Below are 26,784 nucleotides of genomic sequence, written 5' to 3' on the forward strand. Positions count from 1 at the left end.
GGTTCTTCCCCCTCCGTACCGTTACTTCCGGTGGTACTGATCAGTGCTGTTCATGGTTGTTCATTGCGGTTTCTCCGGGCGAGGAACGGGGGCCGGACGCCTCCCGGGAGTTCTCCCGTCGGGCCTCGGCCGCCTTCGCCGCCTGTCGCACAGTACCGGTCGTGGCGTCGACGCCGTCCACCACCTTCGCAAGGAGTTTCGCAGTGTCCGCGTCCCCCGGGGCGGCGGCCAGTCGCCGTGCGCGCCGTAGTTCCGCGAGGGCGCGACCGGCATCTTGGGACTTCGCCGCATCCAGCACCTGCTGGACGGCTTGGGCCAGTTCGGACCGTCCCGTGTAGTGCGCCACCTGTGGGTCGATCCGTACCGCGGCGGCCGGATCGTCCGTCCACACGGCCCGTACCAGGCCCTGTGCCACGGCCCGTGGCGCGCTGCCGTCGGGTGCGGGCAGCAGCACCGTGATGCGGGCGGCGAGCATCTCCCGGCCGAGGCCGGCGTCCGGGACGCGCAGGCAGAGGTGGAAGTCGCGGGACTCGTCGCCCCAGGGGCCGGTCGGGTAGTCGCCAGCGCGCGGCCCCGATGCTCTTCGCTGGCCGGTCAGTTCCCCGGCGGGGGGCGCCACTTGGCGCAGCGACCGCACCTCGGCGCCCACCGGAGTGCGCACCCGCAGGACGACCCCGGCATCCGGGCCGAGGGTCCCGCCTTCTTGTTCGGCCGCGACCGGAACCACCGGCTCCGGCCGCGGTACGGGCACCGGGCGCCCGCCGGTGGAACCGCCGCCGGTCGCGGTGACCGTGACGACGGCGTGCACCTCCCGCCCACCCTGGGGCAGATGGGGGTTCTGGTGCACCTCGGCGGTGAAGCGCGGTGCCCGCGACTTGGCGAAGTTGGCCATGGGTGACGTTCCGCTCCTTGGGGCCGCCGCCGGCCGGGCCACCGGTGGGCGGCCGGCCCGGGGTTGGCGGCCGGGCTGGGGGTCTCTCCCGGTAGCTGAGGGTGGGGGTGCGCGCGGATGCTCAGGCCGATCCTGCCCCCGCCGCGGCCGCCCGGAACGGCACCACCGCGACCGTGACGTTGTCGTGCCCGCCGCCGTCCAGGGCGTGCCCGACCAGCGTCCGCGCGGCGTGCAGCGGCCGGGCGGGTGCGTCCAGGGGCAGCACCGCGGCCAGCGCGGCGGCCGACTCGGCGTAGTTCCACAGCCCGTCCGTGCACACCACCACGCTCCCCGGTCCGTCCGGCTGGAACGCCGCGACGTGCGGCTCGACTTCGTAGGCGTCGGCGCCCAGCCAGCCGGTGATGGCGTGCGCGCGCTCGTCGGCGTTGGCCTCGGCCGCGGTCATCAGGTTGTTGGCGACCATCTGGGCGGCCCAGGAGTCGTCCTCAGTGAGCCGGACCGGCGGCGCGGTGCGGTCGTCGGGGATCCAGTACGCCCGGCTGTCGCCGACCCAGCCGATGGTCAGCAGCCCGCCGCCGACCACCGCGCCGACGAACGTGCAGGCGGGGGCGTTCTGTTGGCGGTACTCGTGGTGCGCTATCGACGGGTCGTCGGCCAGCGCGTCGACCGCTGCCGAGGCCGCCAGCACCGCGTCGTGCATCGCCTGCTGCGGGTGCTCGCCGCGCGGCAGCGCCATCCGCAGCGCGCCGGCGGCCCGTTCGGCGGCGGCCAGGGACGCGTCGTCCGGCCGGGTCGCCGAGGAGACGCCGTCGCAGACCACCGCGATCACCGCGGGCGAGCCGTCCGGCAGCGCGGTGTCGGCCAGGGCGAAGAAGTCCTCGTTGCGGTGGTGCCGGTGGCCGCGGTCGCTGACCGCCGCGGCGCCGGCCGACTCCCGCTCGAAATGGTCCCGTTCGCGCGCGGTCGGGGCCGGCGGGGCGGCTCCGGATCCGGCCGCGGCGGGCGGCAGGTCGGGGCCGGCGGCCGGCTCGGCGGGCGTTTCGGACGCCGCTCCGGATGCCGCGCCGGGCCCCGGTGCGGCCGAGTCCGCGGCCGGCGTCCCGTGGGCCACTGCCGATTCCGCTACGGATTCCGCTTCGGTCCCGGGCACGGGGGCACTCCGGGCGCCCGCGGGGGGCTCCGCTTCCGCCCCGACGTCGGTCAACGCCCAGGCCGGGGCGTCCCCTTCGGGCCGGGTCCCGGCGGCGGCGTCGGCGACCGTCTCGTAGCCGACCACCCGCGGGTCGGCCGGCCGCCCGCCGGCGCCGCCGGCCGGTGGCGCCACCGCGTCCCCGAACGGCAGGCGGGTCGTGGGGTCGGGCGGCGGCGGGCCCGCCTGCGCCGTCGCGCCCGCCGCGTACGCCGCCGCCGGCGGTGCCCCGAACCCCGCGGCCCCGCCGAACCCGGCCGGCGCCAGGGGATCGGCGCCGCACCGCCCGCAGAAGTTGTCCCCCGCGACGAGCGGCTCACCGCAGTTCCGGCACCGGGACGGCCCACTCATACCCATGTCACACCCATGTCCTGGGGCGGAAGCGGTTGGCCCGCTCCACCAGTTCGATCCTTTCCTCACCACGCTGCGCCAGCCGCGCCAGCAGGCGGTACGACCGCTCCAGCCCGAGCCGCAGCCCGCGCTCGTCCAGCGGACTGCCGAGCAGCGCCGGCCGCTGCGGCAAAGGCGCCGGCCCGTTTGGCCCGCCGGCCGGAACACCGGGCCCGTCGCCGTGGCTCCCGGAGAGTACCCAGTCCAGGGCACTGCCCAGTACCTCGGTGGCCAGTTGTTCCCGGCGCCGGTCGTCCAGCCCGAAGTCGGCCAGCGCCTCGACCTGTTGGGCGGCGGCCGTGAGGTCCGGCAACAGGGGCTCTTGGGGGGAGCGCTGTCGCAGCCGGGCCCGCACCGCCGCGATCCGGGCCGCCGTGTAGTGGATGGACCCCTCCGGGACGGACTCCAGCGCCGCCACCGCGCCCTCTCGGTCGCCGGCCGCCAGCCGCACCCGGGCCAGCCCGAACGCGGCACTCACATAACCGCGGTCGGTCGCCCACACGAGTCGGTAGTACTCCGCGGCGTTGTCCCACTGCCCCAGCAGCTCGGCGCTGATGGCGAGCGCCAGCTTCGGCGCCGGCTCACCGGGGAAGGCGTCGAGTACCGCGTCGAACGCCAGCGCCGCGCCCTCCCGGTCGCCGGCCGCCAGCGCCCCCAGCCCGCGGTGCCACACCGCCCGCCAGTCCCCGCTCCCGTCGTCCACGTCCCACGCGGCGTCGGCGCCCACCGGGCCACCGGTCTCCACCGGGCCATCTGGAGACGGGGCGTCGCCGTCCCACCCCGCTACCGGGGCCGATCCGCCGGGCCCCGGATCGCCGGCGTCGGCCGCGAGCTCCAACTGGGCGCGCAGCGCCCGCAGTCGGACCTCCGGCGAGTCGGCGGGCGCCGCGCGCAGGGCGCCCAGTAGCTCCGCCGGCGTCGCGGCGTGCAGCCCGGCCAGGAAGCCGGCGTTGGGGTCGCCCGGGTCCGCCCGCGGCACCGGCAGCGCCAACGCCGCCGCGGCCACGTCCAACGGGAGCGGCGCCGGACTGCCCGCTAGCCGCGCCGGGTCCTCGGCGCCCGTATGGGCGGCCCCCCGCCGGCCGGCCCGACGGGTGCCCAGCAGCGAGCTGTCGCCGGCCGGCGGCGGCAGCAGTTCCGTGCCCACCACCCGGAGTTCCGGCCCGAACAAGGTGGACAGCGCCGGCCGCGGCTCGCCCGTACGGAGCGCCACCACCTCCCGCAGCACCCCCGTCAACTGCTCGGCCATCTCCTCCGCCGACCCGAAGCGGCGGGCCGGATCGGGGTCGGTGGCCCGCACCAGCAGCCGGTAGAAGGACTCGTAGCGGCGGAACACCTCGATGTGGTCCGGATCCGGCAGGGAGTCGGCGAAGACGTTGGTGTAGCCCTGGAAGTCGAAGGTGAGGACGGCCAGGGTGCGGGCGACGGTGTAGAGGTCGGAGGCGACCGACGGGCCCACCTCGCCGACCTCGGGGGCCTGGTAGCCGATCGTGCCGTAGATGGGGCTCTCGTGGTCGTCCGCCCGCCGCACCGCGCCCAGGTCGATCAGCTTCAGCCGGTCGTGCTGCTGGATGGCGTTGTCGACCTTGAAGTCGCAGTACAGCAACTCCCGGGCGTGCAGGTGCCCGAGAGCCTCCAGCGCCTCGATGCCGTACGCGCACGCCTGCTCCACCGGCATCGGGTCGCGCCGCCCCTGGGGCGTGCGCCGCTCGTTGGCGAGGTCCTTCAGGGAGGTGCCGTCGACGTGCTCCATGACGATGTAGCCGTCCCGGCTGCCCGTCGAACGGTCCAGGTGCTCCACGAAGTTGTAGATCCGCACGATGTTCGGGTGCTCGATGGCGGCCAGGAACCGCCGCTCGGACACCGCCGCCGCCAGCGCCTCCTCGTCGCCGGTGTCCAGCAGCCCCTTGAGCACCACCCACCGGTCGTCCACCGCCCGGTCCCGGGCCAGATAGATCCAGCCCAGCCCGCCGTGCGCCAGGCACCCCGCGACCTCGTACTGGTCGTGCACCAGCTCCCCGGGCCGCAACTTCGGTACGAAGCTGTACGGATGACCGCACTTGGTGCAGAAGCCCTCCGGCTGGCCCGGCCGGCCGTCCCGGCCCCGGCCCACCGGCGCCCCGCACTCCCCGCGGCTACAGAACCGCTTCCGTTCGGGCACCTGCGGGTCTTCCAGCACCGCCGCCCGCGGATCGCGCCGCGGCACCTGCGGCACCGTCACCAGCCCCGCGCCCAGCCGCCCCCGCGAGGCCCCGGAACCGCTCCCGGAGCCCGCGCCCGGCCCGCCGCCGGTGCCGCGCACCACCACCGGCGCCCGGCCGCCCGACCCGCTTCCGGAACCGCTTCCCGACCCGCTCCCGGGCCCCTCGCCGTCCGCCGCCCGCTCGGGGACGTGCGCCCCGGCCTCCCGGCGCGCGCGGGCCCCGGACGGAGGCGGCGCGGCGACCGTCGCGCCCCCCGCCTCCGCCCGCCGGGTCAGCACCGTCGCGGTCACCGACAGCAGCCCCCGGGCGGAGACCACCGGCGCCAACCCGCAGACGTCGCAGTACAGTTCACCGCCGCCGACGTCCTCGTAGTGCCCCTCGCACTCCCGGCGCTGGCAGCGTCCCCCGTCCCGTTCGCTCAACTCTCCCCCCGGCCGTCCCGCGGCTCCGGAACCATCGCCTCCGCCGCCGCCTCCTGATAGCGCCACACCGCCTGCTCCGCCACCCGCAGATCGCACGGCGCGCTCCACAGCATCCGGCGCGCCAGGTCGTACCGCTCCACCAGCAGCGGATCCGCCGCCAGCCCGCGGCGCGCCACCCGCGCCCGGCAGGCGTCCAACCGGCCGCGCAGCTCGGCCCGCACCGCCAGCGGCGCGGTCACCGCCGTCAACGACTCCCGGGCCCGCCGCAGTTCGTCCTCCGCACGCTCCTCCAGGCTATCGAGCAGCGGTGACAACCGGTGCCACAGCGCCCGGCGGCGGTACTCCGCGGCCGTCACCAACTGCTCGTGCAGCGCCGTCGAAGGGCCGCTGACCGCCGGCACCTCCGTCGCGGCGATCTTCGCCAGCACCTCGCCGCGCGCCTGCCGCGCCTCGGTCAGCGTCCGGTCCGCCCGCGACAGCACGTCCCGCAGCAGCATCAGCCGCCGCTCCGCGTCCTGCCGCACGTCCAGCACCGCCGCCACCTCGCGCCGGATGTCCTCCAGCGCCCGCGCCGCCCGGTCGTAGCGGGTGGTATCCGGGCGGCCGCCTCCGGGCGCCGCGCTGCCGTCCCCCGCCGACGCCCAGAACGCCAACGGATCCACGATCACCTGAGCGCGCAGCCGCGCCAACTCCGCGGTGATCCGCTCCAGATCGTCGCCCGCCGGATGCTCACCGGGGCGCACCCCCACCGAGTGGGCCAGCGACCGGGTCCGCCGCAACTCCTCGGCCAGCAGGTCTATCCGGGCCGGCAGCGCTGACCACACCGCGTCGGCCGCCACGATCACGTCCAGCGACCGCGCGTAGAGCCCGGTCATCTTGGAGACCAGCTCCGACAGGCCCAGCCGCCCGCATCCGACGGCCTCGACCGCCATGGCCGGCACCGTCACCTCGCCATGCCGCAACAGCTCCGACAGCTCCGCGAGCTCCTCGGTGGACGGCCAACGCCGGCGCGCCCGCAGCTCCCGGGCGGCCGTCAACGCCTCCGTATAGGCGTCGAAGAGCGCCCACAGCGCCGTGATCGACCGCTCCGCCTCGGCCCAGCGCTCCTTGGTGACGCCCGACAGCTCGGCGCCCTCCAGGAGCCGGCGGCCGGCGTGGTCCTGCAACGCGAGCAACGACGTCTCCAGCGCCTCGTACTCGGCGCCGAGCCGCGCCAGGGCGCGGTCCACCTCCTCCCGGTCCCACACCGGGGCATCGGGTCTCCCCGCCGAGCCGGGGAAGGGTCCAGGGACCCCCATCGCTCACCTCTCCCATACGCGTACCGTGCACGGCGGTTGGTGCCCCCGGCGCTCGCCCGTCCTTGGTCGACAACCCCTTCCCCCGCTCCAGCCCCTCCATAGTGACCCCCTCGGCCGCCCCGTGGGGCACCCGGCCGCCGCCGGATCTCCTCAGTCGCTGTACTGGGGCGCCGGCGGCCCCGATATACCGGGCAGATCGGCCTTCAACCACTTCCGGTACGCCCGCATCCAGGGGCTGTCGTCCCCGCCGCTGCGGTAGTCGACCAGGACCGCGTTGACCCGGCGCACCAGGTCCGGATCGGCCTTGTTGAGCGCCACCCCGTACGACTCGTCGGTGAACTGCTTGCCCTTCAGCTCCACCGTCGGGTCCTGCGCCGCCTGCGCCGCGGCCAGCGCGCTGTCGGTGACCACCGCGTCCGCCTCGCCCAACTGGAGCCGCACCAGGCAGTCCAGCTGGTTGGGCGCGGTCACCACCCGCGCGCCGTGGCTCCGTCTCGCCAGCTCCGCCTCGCCCGTCGAACCGGCCGCGGTGCACACCCGTTTGCCGCGCAACGAGTCGTCGAACGCGGTGATCGGCGACGCCTTCGGGGCGAGCACCTGCTGCCCGGCCTGGAAGTACGCGGTGGAGAACGCCACTTGGGCCTTGCGCTCGCAGTTGATCGTCATCGTCCGCACCACCATGTCGACCGCGCGCTGCTGGACCGCCGGGACCCGCTGGTTGGTCGGCACCGCCTGGAAGACGACCTTGGCGTCCGGCCCCAGGATGTCCCTGGCGATGGCCCGCGCCAGATCGATGTCGAAGCCCTCCAACTGGCCGGTGTCCGGATTGCGGTAGCCCCACCGGTAGGTGTTCTGGTCCACCCCGACGACCAGTTGGCCCTTCTTCTTGATCCGCTCCACCGCCGGGCCGTCGGCCGACGAGGGCTGAAGGCTCCGGGTCGCGGTGGCCGGCGTGCAGCCCGCCGCGGCCGGCTGCGCGCGGCCCGTCCCCGGCCCGTACGCCCGGTGCAGCGCCACCGGCCCGGGGCCCTGCGGGCGGTCACCGTGGCCGAGCGCGGGCACCAACACCGTTGCGGCCGCCGTCATCACGGCCATGCCCGCCGCGACCGGCGTCAGCACGGCCCGCAGATCCCGCAGCCTGTGCCCGCGCACCACCATCTCCCCAGACCCCCTCACCGATACTCCGACAGCCTGCGCCCGATACCCGACAGCGCGGCCGCCGCGGCCAATACGGCCAGCGCCGCGCCGCCCACCGCCAGTCCGTCGAACGCCGCGCGCCCGCCGTCCGCCGCCGACCGGAACCGCTGCTGCTCGTGGACCAGCGCCCGGCCCAGCCCGGTGTCCACCCGGTCGAACGACGCCCCGGTGGAGCCCGCCTTGCCGATCACCTTGGCCAACGCCCGCTCGTAGTCGCCCCGATCGTCCGCCCGTCGGGCCTCGGCGTGCCGGTCCCGCCACTGGCCGGCGGCCGCCACCGCGTCCCGTACCGGGCTCCGGCCCGCCGCATCGTCCGCCAGCGCCAGCGCCTTGCCCAGCTCACCGGCGGCCTCCGGGCCGGTGCCGGCCAGCGCGCGCATCCCCGCCTGGTAGTCGACCTCGTAGAAGTCCTTCTGGCCCCGGGTCAGCACCGCGCCGCGCGCCACCAGCGTCAGGTTCTCGTCCCCGCGCGCCCGTAGGGCCTCGATCCGGGCGACGTTGAGCGCCTCCAACGAGCGGACGCCGTGCCCGTATGCGTCGGACAGCCCAGCGCGCGCCACCGTGTGCCCCGCCGCCAGCCACAGCAGCGCCGCGACCGTCGCCACCGTCGCCGCCAACAGGCCGCGGTTGAACACCCGGTTGGTGCGCCGGTAATGCCGACGCTGCGCCCAGGCCAGTGCCCCGATGGCCATCACCCCCGCCGCCAGCGCGAACCACGGCCAGGCCGTGGACCGTTGGTGGTCCGCGGCCAGCCGCTGCGTCTCCGCCACGTACAACGCCCGGGCGGCCGGCAGGAGTTCCGAGCGCATCTGCTCGTTGGCATACCGCAGATAGGCGCCGCCCAACGGCAGCCCGAGCCGGTTGTTGGCCCGGGCCGTCTCCACCAGGCCCGCGTACCGCGGCAACAGCCGGTTCAGCCGGGCGATCTGGGCCCCGGCCGGGTCCGCCGAGCCGCCCTCCGCACCCGGTACCCGCGCGTTCGCCGCCGCCTTGACCAGGAGTTGCGACGCCTTGGCGAGGTCCGCCGCATACCGCTGCCGGGTCGCCTCGGGCTCCACTCCGCCGGCCAGGAACCCGGCGGCGGCGGTGGTGTCGGCGTCCGCCAGCGAGCGGTAGACGTCCGCCGCGTCCGCGGTCAGCGGCTGGCTGCGCCGCACGACGTCGTCGGCGGCCGCCGAACGGTCGGACACCTGCCAGGCGGTGGTCGCACCGAAGAGCACGACCAGCAGCGCCAGCACCGCCCCGATCACGCGCAGTCGCCCCGGCTCCGTCGTGGCCGCGGCCCGCAGCCGGTCCAGCCCCTCGGCCCACGCGGTGCGCCGGCGCGCGCCGGCCCCCACGACCGGCGCGGGAGCGTCCGGAGCCGCGGACGGCGCGGACGTCACCGAAGAGAACGGCGTCACCGACGTCACCGAAGAACCACCCCCTGGGTCGCTGGCTGCGGGCACGGACACATGGCGGTCAGTATGTCCGCAGCGCCCGACCACCACACCGGACTTGACCCGATCTTGTTCGGAACGCCACCCACCCCGGGCGTGCCCCCGGCCCCCGCCGCGGGCCCGTCACGACTCATCACGCCCGCCCGGCCCGCCCCGGTTCCCGGAGCCGGCGCCATTCCGGGGCAGCGCGCCGCGCACCGCCCCGCATTACCCTTACGAGGAGTCGCCGGACATCAGGCGACCGGGAAACCGGAGGCCCGTCACCGACGGCCGCCCCGGGGAGGAGTGAGCGCGTGCAGACCGTCCGTAAGGGCCGGGTGTCGCTCGTGGAGTGCGCAACCGACGAGATCCGCGCCCAGATCGTCAACGGCGTGTGGCCGGTGGGCAGTCGCATCCCGCCGGAGAGCGCGCTGTCCGAGGCGCTCGGCGTCAGCCGTGCCTCGGTCCGCGAGGCGGTCCGCTCCCTGGTCCACACCGGGCTCCTCGAAGCCCGGCAGGGAGACGGCACGTTCGTGATCTCCGATGACGACAGCGCGGTCGCCCTCCGTCGCCGCCTGGAGCGCGCCGAGCTCAGTCACGTCACCCAGGTCCGCCAGGGGCTCGACGTGGTCGCCGCCCGCCAGGCCGCCAAGCACCGCACCGACGCCCAACTCGCCGGCATCGAGGCCGCCCTGGACCGCCGCCGGGTCGCCCTCGCGACGCACGACAGCGACGCGTTCACCGCCGCCGACGCCGAGTTCCACATCCTGGTCGCGGAGGCCAGCGCCAACCCCGTCCTCGCCGACATCTACCGCTCACTCGCCGCCGCCCTGCGTGCAGAACTCCGCCGCGCCGCCTGCCTGGACACCGCCGACGCCGCGCCCACCGACCCGCACTCCCACCTCGCCGACGCCATCCGCGCCCAGGACCCGCAGGCCGCCGTCGACGCCGCGGTGCTCCTCCTCGCCGGCCACGTCCGCGACCTGGCCCTCCCGCTCGACGACTGAGCCCGGGCCCACTCCCGCCCGCCAACTCCCGCCCGCCAACTCCCGCCCGCCCGCGGACCTTTACCAAGGGGCGCGGGCAGCCATTCCTCGCGCCCCCGCCTCACCCCACGCGCCGCTGTCGAACGCATCCCCCTCCAACTACGCTGAGTGACGAAGGGTTGGCGCTCCCGCCGACCCCACCCACGCAACGGAGGCACGCCATGCGCCGCATCACCCGACTCCTGACCCCCCTCGTCAAGGCCGCCGCCGGCACCCCGACGATCCCCGAACACCCCGCTACGGTCAGCGGTTTCCTCACCATCGGCGGCACGACCTACATCGATCCGGCCGGCACCTACCCCGTCTACCACTCCGCCGACGGCACCCCCACCCTCATCATCAACGACACCGACCATCCCCTCACCCTCATCACGGAACGCGACCATTCCCCCTCCCCGCCCGACCTCATCCTCACCCCCGGCGAACGCATCGAGACCCGAAGAGGCGACTGCGTACAGGTGGGGTGAGCGCGCTCGCGGTTTGCGCCCACGAGGCGGGCGAGCGGGGGCGGTTGGGGCTATGTCTCACATCCCGGTGGGCGTGGTTGGGGCTCTCTCTCGCGTCGCATCCGTGGGGCTGTGCGCACGTGCACGGGCCGCTGTGGCAGCCCCGCTCTGGCCCGGCCGACCCGACCGGACCCGCCGTGGCCTGCCCCGCCCCGGCGCGCTCCGCCCTGCCCCGGCCTACCGCCACTCCGACCGCAGCCGTTGATAGGCGTCCGGGTGGGGCGTCGGGGTCGCCCGGTCCAGTGCGTCCAGGGCGGCGCCGAGGATCGGTGGGGCGGTGAGGACGTGCGGGAGCGCCTTCGGGGCGCGTTCGGCGAGGAGTTCAGTGAGGCGGTCGTGCAGAAGGGGGTGCCGGGCGGCGAGGACGCTGCCGCCGAGGATGACCGGGGTCGGTTCGGCGAGGAGGTCCAGGCGCCGGAGGGCGACGGTGGCCATCGTGGCGACCTCCTCCGCCTGGTGCCTCACAAGGGAACGGGCGACGGCGTCGCCGGACGCCGCGATGTCGAAGAGGAGGGGGGTGAGTTCGTGCCGGCGGGCGTCGGGGATCCGGTGCAGATGTAGGGCCTCGACGAGCTCCAGCATGGTGGTCAGGCCGAAGTGGGCGGGGAGCGCGCGGGCGAGTTCGCTGGGGGCGCCCCGGCCGTCCTCCGCGCGGGCCGCGTGCCACAGCGCCTCGTCGGCGAGGAAGGAACCGCCGCCCCAGTCGCCGGAGATGCGGCCGATGGACGGGAAGCGGGCGGTGGCCCCGCCGCGGCCGCGCCCGACGCAGTTGATGCCGGCGCCGCAGACCACGGCGACGCCCAACTGCTCGCCGCCGTCCGGGAGTCCGGTCCGGAGCAGGGCGAAGGTGTCGTTGTGGACGGTGACGGCGTCCGCCCAGCCGCGCGAGGTCAGTTCGGCGGTCAGGCGGGTCACCTCGACGGGGAAGTCGGCGTTGGCGAGGAAGGCGGAGAGCTGGGTGACCGGGGCGTCGCCGGTCAGTCCGGCCTGGTCCCGGACCGAGGAGATCAAGGGGGTGAGGATGTCGACGGCGTGGGCGGTGCCCACCAGCGGCGGTTGGAAGCCGCCGCCGCGGGCCCGGCCGAGGACCCGGCCGTCCGTGGCCACCAGGGCCACGTCGGTCTTGCTGTTGCCCGCGTCGATGGCGAGCGCCGTGCCGGTCAGGCCCACGTGAGGTGCTCCCGGTTGTGTGCGATCAGCTCGTCGGTGAGCCGGTCCGCGTAGTCGATCTGTCCGATGAGGGGGTGTGCGAGGAGTGCCGAGAAGACCCGATCGCGGCCGCCCTTGAGGGCTGCCTCCAGGGCCAGGTCCTCGTAGGCCGTGACATTGCCGACCAGTCCGGCGAACAGGGGGGCGAGGGGGCGGAGGGGGAGGGGGGAGGCCCCCCCGGGGCCAACGGCCGCCGGCACCTCGATCACCGCATCATCCGGCAGGAACGACAACGTCCCGTTGTTCCGCGTATTGACGATCTGCACGTCACCGATGGCACCGGAGTCACCAGCGGCCCCGGAGCCACCACCGGCCCCGGAGCCACCACCGGCCCCCGAGCCACCACCGGCCCCGGAGCCACCACCGGCCCCCGAGCCACCACCGGCCCCGGAGCCACCGATGGCCCCGGAGTTGCCAGCGGCCCCGGAATCGCCCGCGGTACCACTGTCAGCGCCGCCACGGACGCCAAAGCCGCCACCAACCCCACTCCCACCAGCGGCAGTTGGCCCACCCGCCGCCCCGCCCCCGCCGCCCGCGGTGTGGCCGCCGCCCAGCAGGGAAGACGTCAACGCCACGGCTGCTTCCGAGTAGAAGGCGCCGCCTCGGCGGGAGAGGAGGTCGGGCTTTGCGGTGAGGGTGGGGTCGGCGTAGAGGTCGAGGAGTTGGCGCTCGATGGCGGCGACCTCGGCGGCGCGGGAGGGCTTGGTGCGCAACTCCGAGACGACCGCGTCGTGTTGGTAGAAGTAGCGCAGGTAGTAGGAGGGGACGACGCCGAGGTGGTCCAGGAGCGCGCGGGGCATCCGGATGTCGTCGGCGATCGCCTCGCCGTGCTCGGCGAGCAGCTTGGGGAGCACGTCCTCGCCGTCGACGCGGACGGCGCGCTCCCAGGTGAGGTGGTTGAGGCCGACGTGCTCCAACTGCACCCGCTCGGGGGCGACGCCCAGCAGGCGGGCGAACTTGCGCTGAAAGCCGATGGCGACGTTGCACAGGCCGACGGCCTTGTGGCCGTGGGTGAGCAGGGCCCGGGTGACGATGCCGACCGGGTTGGTGAAGTCCACGATCCAGGCGTCCGGGCAGCGCCGGCGCACCCGTTCGGCGATGTCCAGCACGATCGGGACGGTGCGCAGCGCCTTGGCCAGGCCGCCCGCGCCGGTGGTCTCCTGGCCGACGCAGCCGCAGGTGAGCGGCCAGGTCTCGTCCTGGTTGCGGGCGGCCTGGCCGCCGACCCGCAGTTGGAGGAGGACGGCGTCGGCGCCGTCGAGGCCGGCGTCCAGGTCGTCGGTCCAGGTGATCTTGCCCGGGTGGCCCTGGGCGGCGAAGATCCGGCGAGCCAGCCCGCCGACCAGCTCCAGCCGGTCGGTGGCCGGGTCGATCAGCGTGAGTTCGGCGACCGGCAGGGCGTCCCGCAACCGTGCGAAGCCGTCGATGAGTTCGGGGGTGTAGGTCGAGCCGCCGCCGACCACGGCGATCTTGATGCGGGAGTGCGGGGCGCGCGCCCCGGAAGTTGGCAGCATGTCCGTTTCAGCCCTTCACTCCGGTGAGTGTGACGCCTTCGACGAAGGCTTTCTGCGCGAAGAAGAAGACGACGATGACGGGGGCCATGACCAGCAGCGTCGCGGCCATGGTGAGGTTCCAGTTGACGCTGTGCGCGCTCTTGAAGGACTCCAGGCCGTAGGAGAGCGTCCAGGCGGCCGGGTTCTGCGCGGCGTAGATCTGCGGGCCGAAGTAGTCGTTCCAGCAGTAGAAGAACTGGAAGAGGGCGATGGCGGCGATGCCGGGGCGGGCCATCGGGACGACGACCCGCAGCAGGGTGCGCAGTTCGCCGCAGCCGTCCACCTTCGCGGACTCCACGTACTCCTGCGGGATCGTCAGAAGGAACTGCCGCAGCAGGAAGATGGAGTAGGCGTCGCCGAACGCCATCGGGATGACCAACGGCCAGATCGAGCCGGTCAGATGGAGCTGTTGCGCCCACACCAGATACATCGGGATGACGATGACCTGGGGCGGCAGCATCATCGTGGCGATCACGAGGATCATCGCGGTGCGCCGGCCGCGGAAGCGGAAGCGGGCCAGCGCATAGGCGACGGGGACCGCCGAGCAGACCGTGAGGAGGGTGCCCAGGCCCGCGTAGAGCAGGGAGTTCCTCCACCAGTCGAGGAAGCCGGGGGTGGTGAACACGGCCGTGTAGTTGGACCACTTCCACTGGTGCGGCCACAACTCGCCGCTCATCGCCTGGTCGTCGGTCATGACGGAGGTCAGGAAGACGAAGACGAAGGGGAGCAGGAAGAACAGGGCGGCGGCGATCGCCAGCGCGTGCACGGCGATCCAGTGCAGCAGGCGCCGGCGGCGGGCGCGGGCGGCCGGGGAGCCGGCGGTGCCGGGGGCGGTGGCCCGCGCCGGGCGGCGGCGGGTGAGCGTCGTGGTGGTCACGTCGGGTCAGTCCTCCGTCATGGCGGGTCAGTCCTCCGCCGGGAGCAGGCCGGCGCGCTTGCGCATCAACAGGGTGGTGACGGCCATCGCGAGGGCGAAGAGCACCAGCGAAAGGGCGCAGGCCGCACCGGTGTTGAAGTTCTGGAAGCCCACCGAGTAGACGAGCTGCGGCACGGTCAGGGTGGAGTGGTCCGGGTAGCCGGGCTGGATGACGCTGCCGGGGCCGATGGTGACGCCGGACGCCAGCTTCCCGGCGACCAGTGCCTGGGTGTAGTACTGCATGGTCTGGACGACGCCGGTGACCACCGCGAACAGCACGATCGGGGTGATCGACGGCCAGGTCACATAGCGGAACTTCCCCCAGGCGCCCGCGCCGTCCAACTCGGCTGCCTCGTACTGCTCCTTGGGGACGTCCAGCAGCGCCGCCATGAAGATCACCATCAGGTCGCCGATGCCCCAGAGGGACAGCAGCACCAGCGACGGCTTGGACCAGGCCGGGTCGTTGAACCACTGCGGGGCCGGGATGCCGAGCGCTCCGAGGATCTCGTTGACCGGGCCGGTCGCCGGGTTGAGCAGGAAGACGAAGGCGACGGTGGCGGCCACCGGGGGTGCCAGGTAGGGGAGGTAGAACGCGGTGCGGAAGAAGCCGGCGCCCGATTTCACCTTGGTGATCAGCAGGCCGATGCCCAGCCCGAAGACGACCCGGAGCGCCACCATCACCACGACCAGCCAGAGCGTGTTCCACAGCGCCGGCCCGAAGAGTGGCATCTGGGTCAGGACGTAGGTCCAGTTCCGCAGGCCCACGAAGGTGGGTTGCTCGATCTGGTTGTAGTGCATGAAGGAGAAATAGACGGTGGCGATCAGCGGATAGCCGAAGAACACCGAGAATCCGACGAGCCAGGGGGAGAGGAATCCGACGATGCGCAGGCGTTCGCGGAGGTGTTTGCGCCGCAGCGCCGGCGCGGTGGGGGTGGTGGCTGCCATGGCGGGCTCCGTCAGTTCTCGGACTGGAGGTTGTCGGCGTCGATCCGCGCGTCGAGTCGGCGCAGCCCCGCGCCGAGGTCGGGGACCTTTCCGGCCTCCTCGGCGTAGCCGAAGTCCTGGAGCGAGGTGATGTACATAGCGCCGTTGTTGGAGGGGGGAATCGCGGTGCTGCGCGGATTGCGGGCGATGTCGAGGAAGGTACGGAATGCCGGGTCGGCGTCCAGTTTCGGGGAGGTGAGCGCGGCGTTGGTGGACGGGACGTTGTGAATGGCGTTGGCGAACGCGACGACCTGGTCGGTGTTCACGGTCAGGAATTTCACCAACTCCCAGGCGGCGTTCTGGTGTTGGCTGCTGTGCGCGATGCCGGCGACGGTGCCGGTGAGATAGCCGCGGCCGTAGGCGTCCGCCTGGTCGTCCGGCACCGGCATCGGCGCGACGCCCCAGGCGAACGGCGCCTTGGCCTCCTTGAGCAAGAGGCCGCGCCATTCGCCGTCCATGTGCATGGCCACCTTCTGGCGCAGGAAGGCGTTCTGCGAGGACATTTCGTCGCCGAATCCGGCGCGGAACTTCTCCATCGCCGGATAGCCGCCCTGGGCGTTGATGAGGGCTCGCTGGGTGGTGAAGAAATCCCGGGTCTTGGGATCCTTGGCGAGCTGCGCCTTGCCGTTGTGGTCGAAGTAGCGCGGGCCCCATTGGGCAAAGAGCCGGTCCGGACTGTTCTGGTAGAGACGGAAGTTGGGCATGAAGCCGACTTGTTGGTAGGAGCCGTTCGGGGTGCGGCGGGTGAGTTTCGCGGCGTCCCGTTTCAGTTCCGACATGGTGTGCGGCGGCCGGTCGATGCCGGCGCGCCGGAAGGCGTCCTTGTTGTAGTAGAGGCCGTAGGCGTCGGCGAGCAGGGGGAGGGCGCATTGCCGGCCGCGGTATTGGGTGTAGTCGAGCAGGGTTTTCGGGAAGACCTTTTCCTTCACCACGCCGGTCTTCTTCAGGAACGGGTCGAGGTCCGCCCACATACCGGACGAGCAGTATTGGCCCACGTTGTTGGTGGTGAACGAGGACACCACGTCGGGTGCGTTGCTGCCGCCGGCCCGCAGCGCCTGGTTCATGGTGTCGTCGGAGACGTTGCCGACGGCCCGCACGGTGATGTTGGGGTGCAGCTTCTCGAACCGCGCGATGCTGTCGTTGATCGCCTTGACCTCGCCCGGTTCGGACCAGCCGTGCCAGAAGGTGAGGGTGACGGGCTTGCTGGGGTCGTCGCGGTCGCTGCCGACGCTGGGGCGGGCGCACCCCGCGGCGAGCAGCCCGGCGGCGGCCAGCCCGACCAGCAGCCGGCGGCCCGGACCGAGGAACCGGCCACGGGGACGGCGGCAGGCACGGGCCCGGGCACGGTGACGACGGATGCGGGCGGCCGGGCGGGGGAGCGGCATGCGGACTTCCTTACGTCAAGGGTTCCTTGGGGCCCCTAGGGGCTCCCCGGCCGGGGCGCGCGGCGGTCAGCCGGTGTCGAAGACCGCGTCGCGGGCCTCGGCGAGCGCGGTGCGCAGCGCGCCGGTGAGGATCGGGTTGCCGGCGAGGTCGCTGATCCGGATCTCGGGGCGGGGCAGCGCCAGTCCGGTGAACTCCTTCTCGACCAGGGCCCGCAGCGGCTCGCCGCCGGCCTGCGGGACCTCGCCGGAGAGCACCACCAGCCGGGGGTCGACCACCGCGACCACCGCGGCCAGCCCGGTCGCCAGCCGCCGCGCCACCTCGGCCCGCACGTCCTGACGGGCCAGCGCCTCGGCGACGGTGCGGACGCCCGACCCGCCGCGCTGCTGGGCGAGTTCGACGACGCTGGGCGCGCCGACCAGCCGCTGGAAGCCGCCGCCGGCGTCCGGCCGGGCGGCGCTGCGGTCGCCGTCCCGGGCCAACGGCGCGCCGGGCAGCGGCATATAGCCGATCTCGCCCGCGCCGCCGGTGGCGCCGCGCAGCAGCCGGCCGTCCAGCACGATCGCGGCGCCCACGCCCTCGTCGACCCACACCAGCACGAAGTCGTCGAAGTCCTGGGCGGCGCCGTCGTGTTGCTCGGCCACCGCGGCGAGGTTCACGTCGTTCTCGATGACCAGCGGCACGCCGAGGACCTCGGCCAGCTCCTCGCGCAGCGCCCGGGACTGCCAGCCGGGCAGGTGGGGCGCGTATCGCAGCAGGCCGGTGCCGGGGTCGAGGGCGCCGGGCGTGCCGATCACCGCGCGGTGCAACTGCCCGCGCGCCAGGCCGGCCTTGGCCAGCGCGCCGTCCACGGCCCGGGTCACCAGACGGGCGGTGAGGTCGGTGGCGTCCGCGGGGACCGCGTCGGTGTCGACCCGGGCCTCGCCGAGCACCCGTCCGGTGATGTCGGCGACGGCCGCGGTGAGGCCCTCCTGGTCGACGGCGAGCGCGGCGACGTACGCGGCGGCCGGGTTGACCTCGTAGAGCTGGGCGCTGGGGCCGGGGCGGCCGGTGACGTTCCCGGTGGTGCGGACCAGTCCGGCCGCGGTCAGCCGGCCCAGGAGTTGGGAGGCGGTGGGTTTGGACAGGCCGGTCAACTCGCCGATCTGGGTGCGGGTCAGGGGCCCCTGGGAGACCAACAGGTCCAGCGCGGCCCGGTCGTTCATGGCGCGCAGCACCCTGGGGGTGCCCGGCGTTCCCTGTCCAGCTCCGGCCATGTCGCTGCCCCCACCCCGTAGTTCCGTGCGGAAACTGTCCGGAAGGTGTCTGTTAGGAAACCTTCCAATTGCTGGCAAGGAAGGTAGGCCGGCGGTCAGGGGCGCGTCAATGGCCCTGACACGGGTTTCGGTTCCGCGCGTTCAGGGGCGGGCGCGGGCAAGGGGCGCGGGTACGGCGCGAGGGGCGCCCGGCGTTGGGCCGGTGCGCCCCTCGGTGACCCCTAGGGGGTCAGCTCATCGATCCGGAGGATCAGCCCTCTTCCCAACCGACGCTGCCGACGCCGGTGCCGCCGTCGCAGGTGGCCTCGGAGTGGTCGCGGGCGCCCGGGTTGAGGGTCCGCCACGGGCCGGTCGTGTCCGGCCACAGGCCGCAGACCACGGTCGCCCGGAAGGCGATGGTGCGGTTGGTGTTGTTGGTGCAGTCCGCGGTGCCGCGGCGGCCGTCGGTGGTCGTGGTGCAGGTGAGGTCGTTCTTGATCTGCGGCCGCGCCGCGGCGGACGCGGGGGCGGCGGCCGTCAGGGCCGCCGCGCTGCCGAGCATCAGAACCGAAGCGACGGCCCCCGTGGCCACGCGATTGCGGATCTTCATGGTGAAGTCTCCTTCTCCGTCGGTTTGGTGTCGTTGCTGCCGACACCTCGCACACGAAGCGGGACCCCGGTACGTATGACAGAAGGGCATGTGAGGTGAGTCACATGCCCTTCTGTGGTGGTGTGTTACTTGTTCAACTGCGGCGGTATCGGGTTCGTCGCCAACGACTGCGGCGAGGTGGGGTTGCCCAGCGCCGAGGGGGCGGCCATCGAGGCGGACGGGTCGGTCGCCGCCGCCTCGTCCTCCTCGGCGGTCGGGCGCGGCGCCAGGTGGATGCCGGCCGCGTCCAGCGCGTGCTTGATCCGCCAGCGCAGCTCGCGCTCGACGCCGCCCGCCTTGCCCGGCATGGTCTTGGCCGAGACGCTGACCGTGACGGTGTCCAGCGACACCTCGCTCAGGCCCAACACCTCCACCGGCTCCCACAGTTGCTCGTTCCACGGCTCGGCCTTGGTCATCTCCTCGCCGACCTCGGTGATCACCGCGCGGGCCCGCTCCAGGTCCTGGTTCGCGGAGACCAGGACGTCGACGTGGGCGGTGGACCAGCCCTGGCTGAGGTTGCCGATCCGCTTGACCTCGCCGTTGCGGATGTACCAGATCGCGCCGTTGGGGCCGCGCAGCTTGGTGACCCGCAGCCCGACCTCGATGACCGTGCCGGTGGCCACACCCGCGTCGATCTCGTCGCCGACGCCGTACTGGTCCTCCAGGATCATGAAGACGCCGGAGAGGAAGTCGGTGACGAGGTTGCGGGCGCCGAAACCGATCGCGACGCCGGCGACGCCCGCACTGGCCAGCAGCGGCGCCAGGTTGATCTGGAGGACCGAGAGCACGGTCAGCGCGGCCGTGCCCATGATCACGAAGGAGGCGACGCTGCGCAGCACCGAGCCGATCGCCTCGGAGCGCTGCCGGCGCCGCTCGGCGTTGACCAGCAGCCCACCCAGCGCGGTGCCCTGGGCGGCGGCCGCGGTGCGGTTCATCCGCTCGATGAGCTTGGTGATGGTGCGGCGTATGACGTGCCGCAGAACCACCGCGATCACGAGGATCAGGATGATCTGGAGGCCGGACGTGAGCCACGTCCCCCAGTTCGCCTGGATCCAGTCGGCGGCGTTGGTGGCCTTCTGAGTGGCCTCGTCGAGGGAGGTCGGACCGGTTGAGCCGGACGCGGCGGTGCGCGGCGGCGCGGCGGCGACCATCGGGGCGGACCAGTACACAGCGGAACCTTCCGTGAGGGACAGCGCACCCGGGCCGTCAGGGGGCCTGAGGGGCCGGGCAGACCTAACACACTAACGGGGCAACGCGGGCGGTCCGAGCCTGTGTTCGATCATGGGGCGCCCGGGACGGCCGGAAAGTGCCGGATCTGGTGGGGTCTGCGGCGCTGTGGTGGAAAACACCTCCGGCCCGTTACCCGGTCATGGTGGCGCTGTGACCAGGCACCGGGGGACACTGTGGGGAGATCGTCCCGGCGCGAGCCACGCGCCGCCGGCGTACAAGGAGGCACCCGTGCCGCATGTCCTGGTCCTCAACGCGTCGTACGAGCCGCTCGGCGTCGTACCGCTCCGCCGCGCGCTCATCCTCGTCCTCAATGAGAAGGCCGTCAGCCTTGAGGAATCCGGCGCCCTGATGCACAGCGCGACCCGTGTCATCCCCGCTCCGAGCGTGGTCCGCTTGAAGCGGTTTGTGAGAGTGCCCTTTCGGGGCCCCGTCCCGCTGACCCGCCGGGCGCTCTTCGCCCGGGACGGTGGGCGGTGCATGTACTGCGGTGGCGTCGCAACCAGCGTCGACCACGTCGTCCCGCGCAGCCGCGGCGGCCAGCACACCTGGGAGAACGTCGTCGCCGCGTGCCGGCGTTGCAACCACGTCAAGGCCGACCGCCATGTCGCCGAGATCGGCTGGCGGCTGCGCCATCAGCCCGCACCGCCGTCGGGACTGGCCTGGCGGATCATCGGCACGGGGCATAGGGATCCGCGCTGGCTGCCTTATTTGCAGCCGTACGGCGCGGATGACGCGTTGGCCCGGATCGATGCCGTATCGGCGTAGATCCGGGTTTTTGCGTCAGTGAGGCCGCGGCCCGGCCCGGGGCCCGGCGGGGCGAGCACCCGCCGGGCCCCGCGCCGTGCCGCCCTCAGGACGCCGGCGCGACCGCGTACGCCTCCACCTCCCACAGCGAGTACCCGAACCGCGTCGCCCGCTTGTCGCCCTGGACCCGGACGTAGCGGACGTCCTTGGCGTCCGTCCGGATCGCCTCCCGGCCGCCCTTGCCGTCGCGGACCGTGGCGGCGGTGCGCCAGGTGTGGCCGTCGGAGGAGACCTGGATGCGGTACGCGGCGGCGTAGGCGTCCTGCCAGCGCAGCACGACCAGCCCGAGCCGGGTCGGCTCGGGCAGCGTGAACTGGAGCCAGGCGTCGTCCTCGGCGGGGGAGGACCAGCGGGTCTTGGGGTCGCCGTCGGTGGCCGCGGACGCCGGGAAGTCGTCCGTCTCGTCGCCGGAGGAGGTGGTCGGCGCGCCGCGCGCCAGGTCCGGGCCGCCCGTGGGCGGGAAGACCCGCACGGTCAACTGCCGCTCCTGGCCGGCGAAGGCGACCGAGACCCGGTACGTCCCGGAGGGGGTGTCCTTGGGGACGTCCACGGTGAGCGGGACGAGGGCCGTGCCGCCCCGGGGGGCGGTCAGTTCGCCGGGCGCGTGCACGGTGATCCCCTTGGGCGCGGTGACCTTCAGGGGGCCGTGCACCGCGCCGGGACGGTGCGAGGAGATCCGGGCCTGGAGCTCCGTGCGGCCGCCGGTCTGGGCGTCGAGTGCGGTGCGGGACAGCTCCAGGCCGGCCTGCGGGGTGTCGTCGAACCAGGGGACGAGCGCCCGCACGGAGGGCGGCGCGGCATCGCCGTCCCAGGCCACCCGCACCGCATCGGCGCGCAGCCCGGACGTGCGGGCCTCCGTCCAGCCGGTCGCGGAGAGCGCGCCCAGGCGCTGCCAGCCGGCCCCCGGCACATGCGCTTCCAGGGAGACCGCGCCGCTGGCCGGCCCCGGCTCGGTGAGCGCGGTGACCGCGGTCAACGGGCGGACCCGGGCGAAGGGCACGGTCAGCGACGTCCGGCCGTCGCCGCCATCCGGCTTCGGGGCGCCGCCGCGGGCCCCCGTCCAGGCGTCGGCCTCGGTCATCGCCCGGTCCAGGAACGGCGCCAGCACGCCCTTGCCGACCGTCACCGGGCTGCCGTCGATCTGGCCGCGCAGCCGCCGCACCGCGCGCTGTGCCGCCCAGGCCGCGTCCCCGTCGTCCCGCGCCTGCGCCAGCAGGGTGTCCACGGCCTGCGCGCCGGCGTCCCCGAAGCGGGCCAACTGCTCGGCCCACGGCCCCACTTCGGCCCGCAGATCGGCGGAGAGCCCCTGGGGCGCGGTGGTCATGGCGCGGAATGCGGTCCGCAGCGCCGCGCCCGCCTTGGCGAACTCCGGGTCGTCGCCGGGCCGTCCGCCGTTGACGGCCGCCTCGCGGGCCGTCCAGAAGCGTTCGATGAGCGGGCGGAGGTACCCCGACTCGGTGCGGTTGATCATGGAGGACGCGGCGTTGCCGGCCAGCGCCCGCAGCGCCGTACGGGCCTTCGCGTCGCCGCCCGCGAGGTCGTCGATGGCCGCCTCCCAGGACTGCGCGGGGCGGTAGTCGCGCGGGTTCCAGGCGTAGTCGGCGGCGGTGAACAGCGGGATGCGGGAGGCCAGCGGCTGCTCCATGGCGTTGGCGAGCAGCGCCGCCGAGCCGGTGGCGACGGCCGGTTCGCGGCCGGTGTAGGGGCCGAGGAAGATCCGGTCCTGGGCGAAGTCGTTGACCGGGTAGTTGTCCAGGGTGACCAGGGGGTGGCGGAACGCCTGGCGGGCGGCGGACAGTTCGCCGCCGGTGATGGTCCGCGGCACCACCCCGACGCCCGTCCAGGCCACCTCCACCCGGTCGTCGAGCGCCGCGGCCAGCGCGCTGCGGTAGGCGGTCGCGCCGTCCTGGTAGAACTCCGTCGGCATCAGGGAGAGCGGCGCCGCGCCGGGGTGCCGCTCGGCGAGATGCTGGGCCAGCGCGTTGGCGACCCCGGCCTGGGCCTTGGCGGCAGCCTGCGGGCCGGAGCCGAAGGTCTCCTCGTCGGCGGCGCAGTGCCATTCGCTGTAACTGACGTCCTGGAACTGGAGTTGGAAGGAGCGCACCCCCAGCGCCCACATGGCGTCCACCTTGCGGCGCAGCGCCCGCAGGTCGTCCTGCGAGGACAGGCACATCGACTGCCCCGGTGTCACCGCCCAGCCGAGGGTGACGTGGTTGGCGCGGGCCCGCTCGGCCAACGCCCGGAAGTCGGCGCGCTGTTCGGCCGGGTACGGGTCGCGCCAACGGGTCTGCCGGTAGGGGTCGTCCCCGGGGGCGTAGAGGTACTGGTTCTGCTTGGTGCGGCCCATGAAGTCGAGCTGGGCCAGCCGCTGGGCGCGGGTCCACGGCTGCCCGTAGAAGCCCTCGGCGGTCCCGCGGACCTTGGTGGCCGGCCAGTCCCGCACGCTCACCGAGGCCAACTGCCGCCCGCCGTCCGGCCCGTCGCTGACGAGCTGACGCAGGGTCTGCGAGGCGTGGAAGAGGCCGTCGGGCCCGACGCCGTCCAGCGCGACGGTGTCCCGACCGGCGACCTGGCCCACGGCCAGCCGGTAGCCGCCCGACGGCAGGTCCCCGCGGGTCGGCGCCCGCAGCGCCCGCAACGCGTCCTGCGCGGGGCCACCGCCGACCAGCAACACCGGCCCACCCGCTGGCACGTGGTCACCGGGCGCGACCTGGCGCACGGTGCGCACCCCGGCGTCCCGCAGCAGCCCGCGCAGCACGTCCAGGGCGTACGGGTCGGTGTCCGGCGCGGCCACCAGCACCGCCGTCGGGCCGAGCGGGACCGCCGCGCCGAGCTGCTGGATCGACTGGGGGCGCGGCCAGACCGCGGGCGGCGCCCCGGTGTCGGTGGGGCGGCCCGGTTGGTCGGGGGTGCCGGCGACGGAATCGGCCGGCGCCGCCTGCGCGGCCGGCGCACCGCCGAGCAGTCCCGTGATGACCGCGGCCGCCAGTGCGGTGGTCCCCGCCACCCGCGCCCGGCCGCCGCCCCTGCCGCCCCATACGCCCCGGACTCGCACGGTCGCTCCTCGTGTCCCCGTCATCTCACGCCCCCCGGCTTGCGCCGGTTCCCCCTGTGCTCCCTGCCGGCCGTCGCGGCGCACCCGCGCGCCCGTCCGGCGGGAGCCGCGGGCGGGCGTGGTGGTCGTGGTGCGCGCGGTGCGGATCCGGGGGCTTGCGCACCCTGCCGGACCGTTTCGGACAGACCTTCGGCAGCGAGCCCACCATTGCGGCGGCGAGGGTGTCAACCGGGCCTCGGGCCCACCCCGGACCGGCCGCCGATTTGCCCTTTTCCTCCCCGGCCGCGACACGATCTTGACGCGCCCCGCCCGCAGAAATTACGCCGCGAACCCCCTCCTGTGGCGTTCTGTGCGCCGCACCGCGCCCTCCACCGTCAAATCGCCCGCCGAGGTTCTGCTGTGACGTGAGTCACGTTTACTGGGTAGAGACGTCTGCGCTCGCCGGGACGGGGTAGGGCCAGACGTGTCCCATTACCGATGAACGGGAGGCCCCTCGTGGCCGCATCCGCTCAGTTGCTCCTCGACGCGCTCGTGTCCCCCAAACTCTCCGCCTCGTCCGAGCCGGGGGGACCCCCGACACCCAGCACGGAACCCGACCCCTACGAAGGCGTCTCCGGCCCCGACTCCGCCCTGGAGGGCTCCGGTTCGTTCCGCGTCATCGAGCCGCCGCTCACCAGCGAGCCCCCGCTCGCCGACAGCGCCCCGCTCACCAGCGAGGTCCCCATTACCGCCGAACTCCCGCTGACCAGCGAGCCGACGGCCGCCGGCCTGGGCACGGAGTCGATGGAGGTCTGAGCAGCCATGGGCCGCGCCCGGCTCGCCCGGCTCCACGGCATTGCCACGTCCTACGAGCCCGCACCGGGCCGCACCGTCCACGTCACCGAGGACACCGTCGTCGCCGTGCTCGCCGCACTGGGCGTCGACGCCTCCACCCCGCAGGCCGTCAGCGAGGCCCTGGCCGCTCATGCACAGGCCGCCGGCCGCGCGCTGCTGCCCCCCACGGTCACCGCCCGCGCCGGCCGTCCGCCGCGCCTGCCGGACCTCCCGGAGGGCACGACCCTGAGCGTGTGCACCGAGGACGGCGCGCTCCTCGGCGCGGAAGTACGGGACGGCACCCCGCGCGGCGGCCCCCAGGACCCGGCGGCGCTCACCGCGCTCCCCCTGGGCGTCCACGACCTTCGGGCCGACGCCCCCGACGGCCGCACCGCCCGCGCCCGACTGATCGTCGCCCCCGGCGCGGTGCCCGCCCCGCCCGGCCGCAGCCACGGCTTCCTCGTCCAGCTCTACTCCCTGCTCTCCCGCCACTCTTGGGGCATGGGCGACCTCGGGGACCTCGCGGACCTCGCCGCCTGGTCCGGCCGCACCCTGGGCACCGGCTTCGTCCAACTCAACCCGCTGCACGCGGCGGTGCCCGGCACGCCCACCGACCCGTCCCCCTACCGCCCCTCCTCGCGCCGCTTCCCCGACCCGGTCCACCTCCGCATCGAGCAACTCCCCGAATACGCCCACCTGTCCGGCCCCGCCCGCGCCCGCATCGACGAACTCACCGCCCGCGCCCGGGAGTTGCGCGACGACGTGCTGCTGCGCGGCGGACTGATCGACCGGGACGCGGTCTGGGCCCTCAAGCGCGAGGCCCTGGAACTCCTCTGCGCCGTCCCGCTCAGCCCCGGCCGCCGCGCCGCCTACTGCGACTTCCTCGCCGAACAGGGCCGGGCCCTGGACGACCACGCCACCTGGTGCGCGCTCGCCGAACGGCACGGCACCGACTGGCGCGGCTGGCCCGGCGGCCTGCGCGACCCCCGCTCTGTGGAGACCGCCCGGATCCGCCACCGGCTGCTGGACCGGATCGACTTCCACTGCCGGCTCGCCTGGTTCACCGACCAGCAGCTCGCCGCCGCCCAACGGGCCGCCCGCGAGGCCGGCATGCCCATCGGGCTGGTCCACGACCTCGCCGTCGGTGTCCACCCCTCCGGCGCGGACACCTGGGCCCAACAGGACGCCTTCGCCACCGGCATGTCCATCGGCGCCCCGCCGGACGCCTTCAACCCCCGCGGCCAGGACTGGGGCCTGCCGCCCTGGCGCCCCGACGCCCTGGCCACCACCGGCTACGCCCCCTACCGCGAGCTGCTGCGCGGCCTGCTCCGGCACGCCGGCGCGCTCCGCATCGACCACGTGATGGGCCACTTCCGCCTCTGGTGGGTCCCCGAGGGCCACCCACCGACCGACGGCGCCTACGTCCGCTACGACGGCGAGGCGATGCTCTCGGCGCTCGCCCTGGAGGCCCACCGGGCGGGCGCCGCGGTGATCGGCGAGGACCTCGGCACGGTCGAACCGGGCGTCCGCGAGGCCCTCGCGGACCGGGGAGTCCTCGGCACCTCCGTCCTCTGGTTCGAACGCGACTACGCCCCCCGCGAGCCCGAGTCCACCGACGGCGGCGCCCCCTCCCCGGCCGCCGACGAGGCCCGGATCCTCGCCCCCGACGAGTGGCGGTCCGCCTGCCTGGCCACCGTCACCACGCACGACCTGCCGCCCACCGCCGCCCGACTCACCGGCGAGGACGTCGCCCTGCGCGCCCGCCTCGGCCTGCTCGCCGCCCCCGAGCAACGGGAACGGGCCCGCGCCTCCTACGAACTGGGCGAGTGGCTCGCCGCGCTGACCCACCACAGGCTGCTGCCGGAGGGCACCGGCGACGAGGAGGCGGTGGTCAAGGCCGTCCACCGCTTCCTGCTGCGCACCCCCGCCCGCATGGTCGGCATCTGGCTCCCCGACGCGGTGGGCGACCGCCGCCCCCAAAACCTCCCCGGCACCACGGGCACCCAGTACCCGAACTGGCGCCTCCCCCTGGCGGACCCGCACGGCCACCCGATGCCGCTGGAGGCCGTGACCTCGTCCCCACGATTGCGCGCACTGTTGCGCGCGTTTATCCCCACGTCGTCGGCTGGCCCGCCGTGAGCGTGCGGCCGGCGGGCTTCCCACGTTGTTGGCTTTCCCGCCGGTCCGCTGCGCTTGGCTGGCATCCCACGTTGTTGGCTTTCCCGCCGTGCGGGTTGCTGTTGTTTGCGCCTTGCGGCGCGGGCCGATCCGCTGCGCGGGGCGGGGCGACTTGTGTCCGCTGCGCGGGGCTTTTGGGGTGCGGTGACGGTCCTCCGGGGTGGGGGTGCCAGACTGCTTCGCTTTACGTCTGGCACCCCCACCCCTCCGGCC

At 74.2% G+C, this 26,784-nt stretch carries 20 protein-coding genes; 5 read left to right on the forward strand and 15 right to left on the reverse strand.

Annotation, left to right across the window (positions count from 1 at the left end):
* Positions 1-40: 40 nt before the first annotated feature.
* From ACFVFQ_RS31975 to ACFVFQ_RS32000, 6 genes are all read right to left on the reverse strand, one after another.
* The gene (locus tag ACFVFQ_RS31975) at positions 41-892 is read right to left on the reverse strand and encodes a hypothetical protein (protein WP_383422765.1); all 852 of its coding nucleotides are present in this window, start codon (positions 890-892) and stop codon (positions 41-43) included.
* A 121-nt stretch (positions 893-1,013) separates the two neighbouring features.
* Positions 1,014-2,438 (reverse strand): protein phosphatase 2C domain-containing protein, encoded by a 1,425-nt coding sequence (locus ACFVFQ_RS31980; protein ID WP_383422767.1) that lies wholly within the window; start codon positions 2,436-2,438, stop codon positions 1,014-1,016.
* Between the two features lies 1 nt (position 2,439).
* Entirely contained in the window at positions 2,440-5,097 is a 2,658-nt protein-coding gene (locus ACFVFQ_RS31985; protein WP_383422769.1) for a tetratricopeptide repeat protein, read from the reverse strand.
* A complete protein-coding gene (locus ACFVFQ_RS31990; RefSeq protein ID WP_383422771.1) occupies positions 5,094-6,395 on the reverse strand; it encodes a hypothetical protein in 1,302 nt (433 codons plus the stop codon). Before ACFVFQ_RS31990 ends, ACFVFQ_RS31985 begins: the two co-directional genes overlap by 4 nt.
* 150 nt (positions 6,396-6,545) lie before the next feature.
* Entirely contained in the window at positions 6,546-7,553 is a 1,008-nt protein-coding gene (locus ACFVFQ_RS31995; RefSeq protein WP_383422807.1) for a glutamate ABC transporter substrate-binding protein, read from the reverse strand.
* A 14-nt stretch (positions 7,554-7,567) separates the two neighbouring features.
* Positions 7,568-8,995 (reverse strand): hypothetical protein, encoded by a 1,428-nt coding sequence (locus tag ACFVFQ_RS32000; protein WP_383422773.1) that lies wholly within the window; start codon positions 8,993-8,995, stop codon positions 7,568-7,570.
* 329 nt (positions 8,996-9,324) lie between these two features.
* On the opposite strand from ACFVFQ_RS32000, the gene ACFVFQ_RS32005 reads away from it, so the two are divergent.
* Both ACFVFQ_RS32005 and ACFVFQ_RS32010 read left to right on the forward strand, forming a co-directional pair.
* On the forward strand, positions 9,325-10,017 hold the full coding sequence (locus ACFVFQ_RS32005; protein WP_383422775.1) for a FadR/GntR family transcriptional regulator: 693 nt from the start codon (positions 9,325-9,327) through the stop codon (positions 10,015-10,017).
* Positions 10,018-10,217: 200 nt separating this feature from the next.
* Positions 10,218-10,523 (forward strand): hypothetical protein, encoded by a 306-nt coding sequence (locus ACFVFQ_RS32010; RefSeq protein ID WP_383422777.1) that lies wholly within the window; start codon positions 10,218-10,220, stop codon positions 10,521-10,523.
* 216 nt (positions 10,524-10,739) lie between these two features.
* Here ACFVFQ_RS32010 and ACFVFQ_RS32015 read toward each other — a convergent pair whose 3' ends face one another.
* The 8 genes from ACFVFQ_RS32015 to ACFVFQ_RS32050 all read right to left on the reverse strand — a co-directional run bounded on the left by ACFVFQ_RS32015 (position 10,740) and on the right by ACFVFQ_RS32050 (position 19,660).
* Positions 10,740-11,732 carry an N-acetylglucosamine kinase gene (locus ACFVFQ_RS32015; protein ID WP_383422779.1) on the reverse strand — a complete coding sequence of 331 codons (993 nt, stop codon included), beginning with the start codon at positions 11,730-11,732 and terminating at the stop codon, positions 10,740-10,742.
* Positions 11,723-13,285, reverse strand: a complete 1,563-nt coding sequence (locus ACFVFQ_RS32020) for a 6-phospho-beta-glucosidase (protein ID WP_383422781.1) — start codon at positions 13,283-13,285, stop codon at positions 11,723-11,725. The genes ACFVFQ_RS32015 and ACFVFQ_RS32020 overlap by 10 nt, the downstream gene beginning before the upstream one ends.
* Positions 13,286-13,292: 7 nt before the next feature.
* Positions 13,293-14,201: a carbohydrate ABC transporter permease gene (locus tag ACFVFQ_RS32025; protein WP_383422783.1), complete on the reverse strand. Its 909-nt coding sequence runs from the start codon at positions 14,199-14,201 to the stop codon at positions 13,293-13,295.
* Between the two features lie 27 nt (positions 14,202-14,228).
* Positions 14,229-15,185, reverse strand: coding sequence for a carbohydrate ABC transporter permease (locus tag ACFVFQ_RS32030; protein WP_383422785.1), 957 nt, complete (start codon positions 15,183-15,185; stop codon positions 14,229-14,231).
* An 11-nt stretch (positions 15,186-15,196) separates the two neighbouring features.
* Positions 15,197-16,609: an extracellular solute-binding protein gene (locus ACFVFQ_RS32035; protein ID WP_383422788.1), complete on the reverse strand. Its 1,413-nt coding sequence runs from the start codon at positions 16,607-16,609 to the stop codon at positions 15,197-15,199.
* 66 nt (positions 16,610-16,675) lie between these two features.
* Positions 16,676-17,863 (reverse strand): ROK family transcriptional regulator, encoded by a 1,188-nt coding sequence (locus ACFVFQ_RS32040; RefSeq protein ID WP_383422790.1) that lies wholly within the window; start codon positions 17,861-17,863, stop codon positions 16,676-16,678.
* A 250-nt stretch (positions 17,864-18,113) separates the two neighbouring features.
* Positions 18,114-18,452 carry a hypothetical protein gene (locus ACFVFQ_RS32045; RefSeq protein WP_383422792.1) on the reverse strand — a complete coding sequence of 113 codons (339 nt, stop codon included), beginning with the start codon at positions 18,450-18,452 and terminating at the stop codon, positions 18,114-18,116.
* 125 nt (positions 18,453-18,577) lie between these two features.
* Positions 18,578-19,660, reverse strand: coding sequence for a mechanosensitive ion channel family protein (locus ACFVFQ_RS32050; protein ID WP_383422794.1), 1,083 nt, complete (start codon positions 19,658-19,660; stop codon positions 18,578-18,580).
* Between the two features lie 289 nt (positions 19,661-19,949).
* On the opposite strand from ACFVFQ_RS32050, the gene ACFVFQ_RS32055 reads away from it, so the two are divergent.
* On the forward strand, positions 19,950-20,486 hold the full coding sequence (locus tag ACFVFQ_RS32055) for an HNH endonuclease (protein ID WP_274915681.1): 537 nt from the start codon (positions 19,950-19,952) through the stop codon (positions 20,484-20,486).
* 85 nt (positions 20,487-20,571) lie between these two features.
* Here ACFVFQ_RS32055 and ACFVFQ_RS32060 read toward each other — a convergent pair whose 3' ends face one another.
* Positions 20,572-23,532, reverse strand: coding sequence for a beta-N-acetylglucosaminidase domain-containing protein (locus tag ACFVFQ_RS32060; protein ID WP_383422809.1), 2,961 nt, complete (start codon positions 23,530-23,532; stop codon positions 20,572-20,574).
* 543 nt (positions 23,533-24,075) lie between these two features.
* On the opposite strand from ACFVFQ_RS32060, the gene ACFVFQ_RS32065 reads away from it, so the two are divergent.
* Both ACFVFQ_RS32065 and malQ read left to right on the forward strand, forming a co-directional pair.
* Positions 24,076-24,375 (forward strand): hypothetical protein, encoded by a 300-nt coding sequence (locus ACFVFQ_RS32065; protein WP_383422797.1) that lies wholly within the window; start codon positions 24,076-24,078, stop codon positions 24,373-24,375.
* A 6-nt stretch (positions 24,376-24,381) separates the two neighbouring features.
* Positions 24,382-26,532 (forward strand): 4-alpha-glucanotransferase, encoded by a 2,151-nt coding sequence (gene malQ, locus ACFVFQ_RS32070; protein ID WP_383422799.1) that lies wholly within the window; start codon positions 24,382-24,384, stop codon positions 26,530-26,532.
* Positions 26,533-26,784: the final 252 nt, after the last annotated feature.

Source organism: Streptomyces sp. NPDC057743 (assembly GCF_042798755.1).
Taxonomy (GTDB): Bacteria; Actinomycetota; Actinomycetes; order Streptomycetales; family Streptomycetaceae; genus Streptomyces.